General features: G+C 73.2%; 9 protein-coding genes and 2 rRNA genes. 10 read left to right on the top strand and 1 reads right to left on the bottom strand.

The annotated features are described in order from the left end of the window. The 4 genes from G3I42_RS24205 to G3I42_RS37085 form a co-directional block, all read left to right on the top strand. Positions 1-502: ribosomal RNA gene (locus G3I42_RS24205) — 23S ribosomal RNA — on the top strand; the annotation flags it as partial. A 132-nt stretch (positions 503-634) separates the two neighbouring features. After that, positions 635-751, top strand: a 5S ribosomal RNA gene (gene rrf / locus G3I42_RS24200). A gap of 220 nt (positions 752-971) precedes the next feature. Next, on the top strand, positions 972-2,090 hold the full coding sequence (locus G3I42_RS37090) for a hypothetical protein (RefSeq protein WP_343244648.1): 1,119 nt from the start codon (positions 972-974) through the stop codon (positions 2,088-2,090). Next, positions 2,075-2,872, top strand: coding sequence for a tetratricopeptide repeat protein (locus tag G3I42_RS37085; protein WP_343244647.1), 798 nt, complete (start codon positions 2,075-2,077; stop codon positions 2,870-2,872). Before G3I42_RS37090 ends, G3I42_RS37085 begins: the two co-directional genes overlap by 16 nt. Positions 2,873-2,975: 103 nt before the next feature. Here G3I42_RS37085 and G3I42_RS24190 read toward each other — a convergent pair whose 3' ends face one another. Next, positions 2,976-4,253, bottom strand: a complete 1,278-nt coding sequence (locus tag G3I42_RS24190) for a DUF1015 domain-containing protein (RefSeq protein ID WP_164289256.1) — start codon at positions 4,251-4,253, stop codon at positions 2,976-2,978. Between the two features lie 125 nt (positions 4,254-4,378). Between G3I42_RS24190 and G3I42_RS24185 the strand changes: the two genes are divergently transcribed. The 6 genes from G3I42_RS24185 to G3I42_RS24160 form a co-directional block, all read left to right on the top strand. Further along, complete coding sequence (locus tag G3I42_RS24185) at positions 4,379-5,458, top strand: HAD-IIA family hydrolase (protein WP_164289254.1); 1,080 nt, start codon at positions 4,379-4,381, stop codon at positions 5,456-5,458. Between the two features lie 1,054 nt (positions 5,459-6,512). Continuing rightward, the gene (locus G3I42_RS24180) at positions 6,513-6,719 is read left to right on the top strand and encodes a hypothetical protein (RefSeq protein WP_164289252.1); all 207 of its coding nucleotides are present in this window, start codon (positions 6,513-6,515) and stop codon (positions 6,717-6,719) included. Between the two features lie 120 nt (positions 6,720-6,839). Then, positions 6,840-7,655, top strand: coding sequence for a TlyA family RNA methyltransferase (locus tag G3I42_RS24175; RefSeq protein ID WP_164289250.1), 816 nt, complete (start codon positions 6,840-6,842; stop codon positions 7,653-7,655). Then, entirely contained in the window at positions 7,652-8,662 is a 1,011-nt protein-coding gene (locus G3I42_RS24170) for an NAD kinase (protein ID WP_239096639.1), read from the top strand. Before G3I42_RS24175 ends, G3I42_RS24170 begins: the two co-directional genes overlap by 4 nt. Positions 8,663-8,899: 237 nt before the next feature. Continuing rightward, positions 8,900-10,669 (top strand): DNA repair protein RecN, encoded by a 1,770-nt coding sequence (gene recN / locus G3I42_RS24165; protein WP_164289248.1) that lies wholly within the window; start codon positions 8,900-8,902, stop codon positions 10,667-10,669. Positions 10,670-10,807: 138 nt separating this feature from the next. Then, positions 10,808-11,181, top strand: a 374-nt coding sequence (locus G3I42_RS24160) for a glycosyltransferase (protein ID WP_164289246.1), incomplete at its 3' end; no start/stop codon positions are given.

Raw genomic sequence — 11,181 nt, 5'->3', positions numbered from 1 at the left:
GTGGCTTGTGGAAGCGCCGTCGCTCAACGGATAAAAGGTACCCCGGGGATAACAGGCTGATCTTCCCCAAGAGTCCATATCGACGGGATGGTTTGGCACCTCGATGTCGGCTCGTCGCATCCTGGGGCTGGAGTCGGTCCCAAGGGTTGGGCTGTTCGCCCATTAAAGCGGTACGCGAGCTGGGTTTAGAACGTCGTGAGACAGTTCGGTCCCTATCCGCTGTGCGCGTAGGAATATTGAGAAGGGCTGTCCCTAGTACGAGAGGACCGGGACGGACGAACCTCTGGTGTGCCAGTTGTTCTGCCAAGGGCATGGCTGGTTGGCTACGTTCGGGAGGGATAACCGCTGAAAGCATCTAAGCGGGAAGCCTGCTTCGAGATGAGTGTTCCCACCTCCTTTGAGAGGGTAAGGCTCCCAGTAGACGACTGGGTTGATAGGCCGGATATGGAAGCCCTGTGAGGGGTGGAGTTGACCGGTACTAATAGGCCGAGGGCTTGTCCTCAGTTGCTCGCGTCCACTGTGTTGTTCCCAGACAACGAACAGCGTTGTCGGTTTGAACACCACTTAATTGAAAAGTGTGCTTGTTCGCTGACCCTGTTCAGCTCCGCACCTCGTGCGGGGAGTCTGAAAGGGTTTCGGTGGTCATAGCGTGAGGGAAACGCCCGGTCCCATTCCGAACCCGGAAGCTAAGCCTCAAAGCGCCGATGGTACTGCAAGGGGGACCTTGTGGGAGAGTAGGACGCCGCCGAACAATCTTTGGAGGACCCCTGGTCCCGGCGTACACGCTGGGGCCAAGGGTCCTTTCTGTTTTTCGTACACTTTTTCTGTAGGACCACCGCTCGTCAGGTATGCGGTGGCAGCCAGTCCCGAGGAGTTCCGCATGTCCCCCAACCCTTCCGACGAGCGTCCCGAGCGCCGAGGCCGCGACCGGGACGGCGGTGAGCGGGGCGGACAGCGCGGCGGCTTCCGCCGTGACAGCCAGCGCGATGGTCAGCGTGGCGGCGGTTTCCGTCGTGACGACCGTGGCGAACGCCGTGACGACCGTGGTGGTTTCCGTCGCGACGATCGCGGTGACCGTCGTGACGACCGGCCGCCGTTCCGTCGTGACGACCGTAGTGACCGGCCGGCCTTCCGCCGTGACGACCAGGGTGGACGCCCGCCGTTCCGCCGCGACGACCGTCCCGGTTTCCGCCGGGACGACCGCGGCGACCGTCCCGGTTTCCGCCGTGATGACCGTGGTGAGCGCCGTGACGACCGTGGTGGTTTCCGGCGAGACGATCGTGGCGACCGGCCGGCCTTTCGCCGTGATGACCAGGGTGGACGCCCGCCGTTCCGCCGTGACGACCGTCGCGACGACCGGCCTTCCTTCCGCCGTGACGACCGTGACGCCCCGCGTCGCGATGACCGGCGCGACGACCGCGGCGGTTTCCGGCGCGACGACCGTGGCGACCGGCCCGCCTTCCGCCGTGATGACCGGCCGTCGTTCCGTCGTGACGACCGCGACGCGCCGCGTCGCGATGACCGGCGCGATGACCGTGGTGGTTTCCGGCGTGACGATCGTGGTGATCGGCCTTCGTACCGTCGTGACGATCGCGACGCGCCCCGCCGTGACGACCGTCCCTCCTTCCGCCGTGACGACCGCGACGCCCCGCGTCGCGACGACCGGCGTGATGACCGTGGTGGTTTCCGGCGTGATGACCGTGGTGATCGGCCTTCGTACCGTCGTGACGATCGCGACGCGCCCCGCCGTGACGACCGTCCCTCCTTCCGCCGTGACAACCGTGACGCCCCGCGTCGCGACGACCGGCGCGACGACCGTGGCGGTTTCCAGCGCGATGAGCGGCCTCGGCGGGATGACCGGGGTGGGTTCCGTGGCGGGCGTGACGGGCGGCCCTCCGGGGGGCCGCGGCGTGACGACCGGCGTGGTGGCGGGTTCCGGGGACGGGACGATCGCGGGGGCCGGGACCGGGACCGTCGTGACGACCGCGGTGGTTACCGCGGCGACCGGGACCGGGAGCCCGTCAAGCGGCTGCCGATCCCCGAGGAGGTCACCGGCTTCGAGATCGACGGCGCGGTGCGCCAGGAGCTGATGAGCCTGCCGAAGACGCTCGCCGACGACGTGGCGCGCAACCTCGTCATGGTCGCGCAGCTCATCGACGAGGACCCCGAGAAGGCGTACGGCTACGCGAAGGTCGCGCTGCGGCTCGCCTCGCGCGTCGGCGCCGTGCGCGAGGCGGCCGGCTTCGCCTCGTACGCGACGCAGCGCTACGACGAGGCGTTGAAGGAGTTCCGTACCGCGCGGCGCATGTCGGGCAGCGTGGAGCTGTGGCCCGTCATCGCGGACTGCGAGCGCGGGCTCGGGCGGCCCGAGAAGGCCCTGGAGATGGCCGGGGCGCCGGAGGTGCAGAAGCTGGACAAGGCCGGGCAGGTCGAGATGCGGCTCGTCGCCGCCGGGGCCCGTCGCGACCTCGGACAGCTCGACGCCGCGATCGTGACCCTCCAGAGCCCCGAGCTTGCCTCGAACGGCGTCCACCCGTGGACCGCGCGGCTGCGGTACGCGTATGCCGACGCGCTGCTCGCCGCGGACCGTACCGAAGAGGCCCGCGAGTGGTTCGCGAAGGCCGTCGAGTCCGACAAGGACGGCACGACCGACGCCTCCGACCGGCTCGCCGAGCTGGACGGCGTCGAGTTCACGGACGCCTACGAGGACGAGGACGCGGAGGCGGGCGAGGAGTCCGGCGCCGCCGAGCACGTCACGGCTGAGGATGTCGCGGCCAAGGACGTCACGGCCGACGACGCGGAGTCCGAGGACGTACCGTTCGAGGACGCGCGAGGCGCGGACGACGGGCGCGAGGCGCGGCAGGACGACTGACCGAAGCGGCCTTCGAGGCGCCGGTACGCAGCGGGCGGCGCTCCCTCCACGAGGGGGCGCCGCCCGCTTTCGTGTGTCCGGGGCCGTCAGGACGTCGGGCCGCTCAGACCGTGAGATCGCGGAGGACGAGGCCGGTCGCCGGCTTCGGGCCGAAAGAGGTCGACTTGCGGGGCATCCGCACACCCTGCCCGGCCAGTTCCCGGACGACCGCCTCGGGGACGGGGTGGAGGAGGACCGCCGTGCCGCCCGTGCGCGCGGCCTGTTCGGTGACGGCCGCGGCGTCGTGCAGGTAGCTGATCGAGCCGGGAGCGTCGGGGACGTGCCACAAGTGGTCGAGAAGCGTCGTGTGCAGGACGGTCGCGTCCAGAGAACGCCACGCGGGCGGCGGGCCGGCCGGGACGGTGCGGTCGAGGAGCGCGGGGTCGGGACGGTCGGCGAGGTGGAAGGTGTCGCCGTCGGTGAGGAGGAAGGCGTTGCCGTCCTCGGCGGCGTCCGCGAGGGTCTGGCGGGCGCGCGGCAGCGGGCCGTCCACCTGGCGTACGCGGAAAGTACCGTCCAGGGCCGCGAGGGCCTCCTTCAGGGGGAGCGCGGGCAGCAGGCGGTGGATCGCGCGTACCCGGAGCGGGAAGCGCGCCGTGTCCACCAGGAGGACGAGACCCTCGTCCCAGGGACCGGGGGAGGAGTGCTGCCCCCTCAGCCGCAGGTAGGTGGCCCAGCGGTGATGCCCGTCGGCGATGAGCGCCTGCCGCTCCGCGAGATCGGCGCGGACCTCGGCGATCTCGGCCGGGTCCGTCACCGCCCACAGCCGGTGCGCGAAGCCGTCCTCCGTGGTCGTGGCGAGCAGCGGAGCGGTCCGTACGGTCTTCTCGACGACTCGTGCCGCGCCGGGACCGTCCTCCTCGGGACCGTGGTACGTGAGAAGGAGCGGCTCCAGGTTGGCGGCCGTCGCGCGGAGGAGGTCGGCGCGTTCGGCCACCACCTCGGGAATGACGTCCTCATGCGGCAGGACGACGCCCTCGGACGGCTCCGAGAGGCGCAGAGCCCCGATGACGCCGCGCTGGAGTATCCCGTCGCCGTGTTGCTCGTACACGTACAGCGCCGGTCGGGTGTCGACGGCGAGGATGCCGTCGGCGAGCCAGGCGCGCAGCGTGCGGGCGGCCTGCTCGTCGCGTACGGCCGAGGAGTCCCCCTGCGGAAGGATGAGCCGGACGATGTTGTGCGGATCGGCGTTCTCCAGGTGCAGCAGGCCGTCCGGGCGCACGACGACGTCGTACGGCGGAGAGGTCACGGCGGCGAGCGAGCGCACCCGCTCGGCGACGTAGCGCACGCCGCGGAAGGGCGACAGGCGCAGTCCGTTCTGCTCGGGCCCCGGAGAAGTCATCCGTGCATCGTATGCGCGAAGCGCCGGCGGACGACGTGCGGTGCGCCATGGTCGCGTCGGGGATGATCGGGAAGACGGATGATCGTGCGATCGTGCGGACGACGCCGAGTGAGGAGTGCCGCGACATGACCGAAGATGTCCGAACCGCGACCGGAGCGAGTAAGGAACGGCTCGACGCGGTGTACGACACGGCGCTGCTCGACCTGGACGGGGTCGTCTACGCCGGCGGCGAGGCGGTGGCGCACGCCGTCGACTCGCTCGCCACCGCGCGCGAGGGCGGGATGCACCTCGCGTACGTCACCAACAACGCGCTGCGCCCGCCGTCTGCGGTGGCGGCGCACCTCAGTGAGCTGGGCGTTCCGGCGGACGACGCGGACGTCATCACGTCGGCTCAGGCCGTCGCGCGGCTCATCGCGGATGAGCAGCCCAAGGGCGCGCGCGTGCTGCTCATCGGGGGCGAGGGTTTGCGGCAGGCGCTCGTCGAACGCGGCCTCGTGCCCGTCGACTCGGCGGACGACGAGCCCGCGGCGGTCGCGCAAGGATACGGGGGCCCGGACTTCCCGTGGTCGCGGTTCGCGGAGGCGGGGTACGCGGTGCGGGCCGGGGTGCCGTGGTACGCCTCGAACGCCGACCTCACGATTCCGAGCGGGCGCGGGATCGCGCCGGGCAACGGCGCGGCCGTCGAGGTGGTGCGGATCGCCTCGGGCGGCGAGCCCAAGGTCGCCGGCAAGCCGCTCCCCCCGATGCACCGGGAAACGATTCTGCGGACGGGGGCGAAGCGACCGCTCGTCGTGGGGGACCGGCTGGACACGGATATCGAGGGCGCGCACGCGGGCGGCGTGGACTCGCTGCTCGTGCTGACCGGTGTGACGGACGTGGCGGCGTTGCTGCGGGCGGTGCCGGAGCACCGGCCGACGTATGTGGGGCGGGACTTGCGGGAGTTGCTGGTCGGACACGAGGCGCCGCGCGCGGAGGGCGACGGCGCGTGGGTGTGCGGCGGGGCGCGGGCGTGTGTCAGGGACGGGGAGTTGGTGCTGGAGCAGGGCGGGGCGGGCTCGGGGCAGGGGGCGCGCGAGGGGGATGGCGTCGCGATGCTCGACGGGCTGCGGGTGTTGTGCGCGGCGGCGTGGAGCGAGGGGGGAGAGCGGGGCTTCGGGGGGGAGATCGCGGGGGCGGTGGAGGCGTTGGGGACGGGGGGAGCTTGAGGTGAGGGAGGGACGGTTGGGGGAGATGGGGGCGCGGGGGCGCTTTGGGGGGGCGAGGGGGCGTGAGGGGTGTCGGGTAGGTGGGGGGAGGGGGCCGAGTCTTTGGGGTGAGTGGGTGGGGGAGAAATCGCGGGGGCGGGTGACGAGGGGCGGGGGAGGGACTGTGAGGGGCGCTTGTCGGGGTGGGAGTGGTGCGGGTCGCTTGTATGAGTGGGGGGTGTGGATACGTGTGGGGGTGCGTGAATTCGTTTCACTCTGAAGAGTGAGGGGATTTTTGGGTTCGGCGAAGTTGTCCACAGATTTGTCGAGCGGGGGGCGGGGCGGGGTGGGGGCGCGAGAGGATGGTGTTGGGGCTGCCCCCCGGGTGGGTGGGGGTGTGTCCGCTGGGCGGTTGGTGAGGCGCTTGGCGAGGCGGCTGCCCAGGCGGCTGCCGAGGCGCTTGGCCGGGGCGGCTGCCGGGGCGCTTGTGGGATGTGTTTGTGCGATGCGTTGTGCATGGGTTCGCGCGTGCTGGTTCCTGCGCGTCACCGGTCATGTTCTCGTCATGTTCCGGGGCGCGGTGGCCGTCCGGCGCCCGGCGCGGTCCCGAGGGCGGTTCGGGCCTCCTCGGCGGGGTAGCGTCGGCGGCATGAGCGACGAGAAACCGGCGGAGGGGGGAGCCGCCCCGGGCGGTGGCGCCTCGGCAGAGGACTCGACTTCCGGGGGTGGGAGCTTCGCCGCCGCCGTGGAGGCCTTCGCACGGTCGGTGGTCTCAGGCGACTCCGCGGCGGCGGACCGGCCGGGGCGGTCCGCACCCGTACCCGAGACTCAGGCGGATCAGCCGGACCAGCCGGACCAGCCGGGGGGACCCCGGCCCGTCCTCGCCGCGCCGGCCGACCAGCCCGAGCGAGCGGGAGCGTCGGACGATCCCGTGCGGCGGTCAACCGGCGACGAGAGCCGTGGGCCTGGCCCCGCCGGTGAGCCCGAGCCCGGCCGCCCGTCTTCCGACGCCCCCCACCCCGATGCCCCCCACCCCGACGCCCCCTCTCCCGGTGCACCCCACGCCGACGCCCAGGTGGATGACGCGCCCCGGCCGCTCGGGGTCGAGCGGGTCGGGACCGGGGACGGACGGGTGGACGGGCTGCTCGGGCGGCTCGCGGATCTGGACGAGTTGCCCGTGGCCGAGCACCAGGGTGTGTACGAGGAGACCCACGAGGGGCTGCGAGCCGTTCTCGCCGCGCTCGACGTCGCGCAGGGGCCGCCCCCTCCGGCCGCGCGCTGACCGCGGCGGGGGCTCTTGTCGGACCCGCGCCGTAGCATGCCCTCAAGGCGCGTGACCTGCGTCGCCATGCGTGCCCCGGCATCCCGTGCCGAAGATGACCAGCAAGGAGCTGAACCGAACGTGGCAGGAGTGGCCCGCCGCCGCCTCGACGCCGAACTCGTCCGCCGTAGACTCGCCCGCTCGCGGGAGCACGCCAGCCAGCTCATCGCCGCCGGGCGGGTCAGCGTCGGCGGCGCGCTCGCGCTGAAACCGGCGACGCAGGTCGAGACGAGCGCCCCCGTCGTCGTCACCCCCGACGAGGACGACCCCGACTACGTCTCGCGCGGCGGGCACAAGCTCGCCGGGGCCCTTGAGGCGTTCGTGCCGCTCGGCCTGCGCGTCGAGGGGCGGCGCGCGCTCGACGCGGGCGCGTCCACCGGCGGCTTCACCGATGTGCTGCTGCGCGCGGGCGTCGCCCAGGTCGTCGCCGTCGACGTCGGGTACGGGCAGCTCGCCTGGTCCCTCCAGAGCGACCCCCGCGTCGTCGTCAAGGACCGCACCAACGTGCGCGAGCTGAGCCTCGACCTCATCGACGGCGAACCCGTCGGTCTCGTCGTCGGGGACCTCTCCTTCATCCCGCTCGGCCTCGTGCTGCCCGCCCTCGTCCGCTGCTGCGCCCCCGACGCCGACCTCGTTCTCATGGTCAAGCCGCAGTTCGAGGTGGGCAGGGAACGGCTCGGCAGCGGCGGCGTCGTGCGCAGTCCCGAACTGCGCGCCGAGGCCGTGCGGCACGTCGCCGCGCAGGCGGCCGAGCAGGGGCTCGGCGTCGTCGGTGTCACCGCGAGCCCCCTGCCCGGGCCCTCGGGGAACGTCGAGTACTTTCTTTGGCTGCGCGCCGGGGCTCCCCCGCTCGACCCGGCCGACGTCGACCGAGCGGTTGCGGAAGGACCCCGATGACCGAGACCGCCAAGCCCGCCCCCCACAGCACCGGTACCCACTCCGCCCCCGGCGCCCGACCCGCCCGCACCCCCGAGCCCGCCCACACCGTCCAGCCCGGTGAGGGCCCCCGCAGTGTCTTCCTCCTCGCGCACACCGGGCGCCCCGCCGCGATCCGCAGCGCCGAACTCGTCGTCCAGGGGCTGCTGCGCTGCGGCCTCGGCGTCAGGGTCCTGGAGGAGGAGGCGTCGGATCTGCCGCTGCCCGAGACCCCGCAGGTCGAGCTGATCCAGGAGGCCACGCCCGAGGCGCTCGACGGCTGTGAACTCCTCGTCGTCCTCGGCGGTGACGGCACCCTGCTGCGCGGCGCCGAACTCGCCCGCGCCTCCGGCGTCCCCATGCTCGGCGTCAACCTCGGCCGCGTCGGCTTCCTCGCCGAGGCCGAGCGCGACGACCTCGACCGCGTCGTCGACCGCGTCGTCACGCGCGCCTACGACGTCGAGGAGCGCATGACCCTGGACGTCCTCGTGCACAGCGACGGCAAGCTCGTGCACAGGGACTGGGCGCTCAACGAGGCCGCCGTGCAGAAGATCTCCCCCGAACGCATGCTCGAAGTGGTCCTGGAGATCGACGGCCGTCCCGTCACGGGCTTCGGCTGCGACGGCATCGTCTGCGCGACCCCCACCGGGTCCACCGCCTACGCCTTCTCCGCCGGAGGCCCCGTCGTCTGGCCCGAGGTCGAGGCGCTGCTCATGGTGCCCATCAGCGCCCACGCCCTCTTCGCCAAACCCCTCGTCACCTCGCCCTCCTCGATACTGGCCGTCGAGGTGCAGGAGGGCGGTTCGCCGAGCGGGGTCCTGTGGTGCGACGGACGGCGCACCGTCCCGCTGCCCCCGGGGGCGCGCGTCGAGGTGCGGCGCGGCGCCGTCCCCGTCCGCCTCGCCCGCCTCCACCACGCCTCCTTCACCGACCGGCTCGTCGCGAAGTTCGCCCTGCCCGTCGCCGGCTGGCGCGGCGCGCCCGCCTGAGCCACGAAGACCGAGGAGGCGGGAGCAGGCAGGGAAGCCGGCGAGGCCCGGGCGGACCCACTGGAGGCCGCCGTTTCGTCGCACGGCCGCGTGTCGCTCGTACGCTCGTCCGGGGGACACCCCGCCCCGCGCCACCGCGCCGCGGCGGCCGTACGCACACCCTCCGGCGGCCGTACGCACACCCTCACCCGTGTCAACCGGACGGGGTGACGTCGCCCGGGAGGAAGAAAACCTCGTATGGTCATGTGCGTGTTGGAGGAGATGCGGATACGGTCGCTCGGCGTCATCGACGACGCGGTGGTGGAGCTGGCACCCGGCTTCACGGCCGTGACAGGTGAGACCGGCGCGGGCAAGACGATGGTGGTCACGAGCCTCGGGCTGCTGCTCGGGGGGCGTGCCGACGCGGCGCTCGTACGGATCGGCGCGAAGTCGGCCGTCGTCGAGGGCAGACTCACGCTGCCACCCGGCTCCGCCGTGGCGCGGCGCGTCGAGGAGGCAGGTGCCGAACTCGACGAGGACGCGCTGCTCATCAGCCGTACCGTCTCCGCCGAGGGCCGCTCGCGCGCCCACCTCGGGGGCCGCTCCGTGCCCAACGGGATGCTCGCCGAACTCGCCGACGAACTCGTCGCCGTGCACGGCCAGACCGACCAGCAGGGACTGCTCAAGCCCGCCCGGCAGCGCGCCGCGCTCGACCGGTACGCGGGCGAGGCCGTCACCGCCCCGCTCGCCGGGTACCGCACCGCCTACCGCGGCCTGCGCGCCGTCGCGAACGAACTCGCCGAGCTGACCACGCGCGCCAGGGAGCGCGCCCAGGAGGCCGACCTGCTGCGCTTCGGTCTCGACGAGATCGCCGCCGTCGAACCCCTCCCCGGCGAGGACGCCGAACTCGCCGCCGAGGCCGAACGGCTCGGCAATGCCGAGGCCCTGCGCGCCGCCGCCGCCGGGGCGCACACCTCGCTCGTCGGCAACCCCGAGGACCCCGAGTCCATCGAGGCCACCTCCCTCGTCGCCGGGGCGCAGCGCGCCCTCGACAGCGCGGGCGCCCACGACCCGGCCCTCGCCAAGCTCGCCGGGCGCCTCGGCGAGATCGGCATCCTGCTCACCGACGTCGCCGGGGAACTCGCCGGGTACGCCGACGACCTCGACGCCGACCCGCTCAGGCTCGCCGCCGTCGAGGACCGCCGCGCCGCCCTCGCCCAGCTCACCCGCAAGTACGGGGCCGACAGCGACGCTGTCCTGGAGTGGGCCCGTACCTCCGCCGAACGCCTCGGCGAACTCGAAGGCGACGACGAGCGCATCACCGAGCTCGCCGCCGAACGCGAACGGCTCGCCGCCGAACTCGCCGCCCTCGCCGCCGAGCTGACCCGCGCCCGCACCGAGGCCGCCGAGCGCTTCGCCGAGGCCGTCACCGCGGAACTCGCCTCGCTCGCCATGCCGCACGCCCGCGTCAGCTTCGCCGTCTCCGCGACCGAGGTCGACGAGGAGAGCGAGGGCCTGGTCCTCGACGGGCGGCGCCTCGCCTACGGCCCGTACGGCGTCGACGAGGTCGAACTGCTCCTCGCCCCGCACCCCGGCGCCGCCCCCCGGCCCATCGCCAAGGGCGCCTCGGGCGGCGAACTCTCCCGCGTCATGCTCGCCGTCGAGGTCGTCTTCGCCGGGACCGACCCCGTGCCCACCTACCTCTTCGACGAGGTCGACGCCGGGGTCGGCGGCAAGGCGGCCGTCGAGATCGGGCGGCGGCTCGCGCGGCTCGCGCGCGGGGCACAGGTCGTCGTCGTGACCCACCTGCCGCAGGTCGCCGCCTTCGCCGACCGGCAGCTTCTCGTCGAGAAGACGCACGACGGCAGCGTCACCAGCTCCGGGGTCAAGGTCCTGGAGGGCGAGGCGCGCGTGCGGGAGCTGTCGCGGATGCTCGCCGGGCAGGAGGACTCCGAGACGGCCAGGGCGCACGCGGAGGAACTGCTCGCCACGGCGCGCGGGGACCGGGACGGTGACACACGGGGCTGAGCGCCGTGCGGGAGCGGGCTCCCGTGGCCGATACCGGTCCGTGGAGGGCACACCGGTCCGCGCCGAGCTGGCATCCTGTCAGGCAGCAATGTCCGGGGCCCCGCCCGCCGAGCAGCCGACCCAGGAGCGCCAGCCACCGTGAGCAGTCCGTCGAGCGCGTCGAGCCGAGCAGGGCACCCTCCGCTGCGCACGGTGCAGGTACTCGGCGGCGGCAGCGCGGGCAGCAGCGTGCACGTGCGCTCGCTCGCCGCCGGGCTCGCCGCGCGCGGGGTACGGGTCACCGTCTGCGCGCCCCACCCGCTGGAGACCGCCTACGACTTCACCTCCGTCGGCGCCCGCCACATCCACATCCCGCGCAGCGGCGACCCCGTCTCGCTCGCCGCGCTGCGCACCGTCTGCGCCGACGCCGACCTCGTCCACGCGCACGGCCTGCACGCCGGGCTGCGCACCGCGCTCGCCCTCGCCGGACGCCGCGTCCCGCTCGTCGTCACCTGGCACACCCGCGGCCACGC

It is taken from the genome of Streptomyces sp. SID11385 (assembly GCF_010548245.1).
In the GTDB taxonomy this organism is placed as follows: Bacteria; Actinomycetota; Actinomycetes; order Streptomycetales; family Streptomycetaceae; genus Streptomyces.
Note: the sequence above shows the minus strand (reverse complement) of the source record. Positions and strands in the feature narration are given on the sequence as shown.

Coding starts and splice junctions, on each gene's coding strand:
- G3I42_RS24170 (WP_239096639.1), top strand. CDS start 7,652: ATGACCGAGACCGCCAAGCCCGCCCCCCACAGCACCGGTACCCACTCC.
- G3I42_RS24185 (WP_164289254.1), top strand. CDS start 4,379: ATGACCGAAGATGTCCGAACCGCGACCGGAGCGAGTAAGGAACGGCTC.
- recN (WP_164289248.1), top strand. CDS start 8,900: ATGGTCATGTGCGTGTTGGAGGAGATGCGGATACGGTCGCTCGGCGTC.
- G3I42_RS24190 (WP_164289256.1), bottom strand. CDS start 4,253: ATGACTTCTCCGGGGCCCGAGCAGAACGGACTGCGCCTGTCGCCCTTC.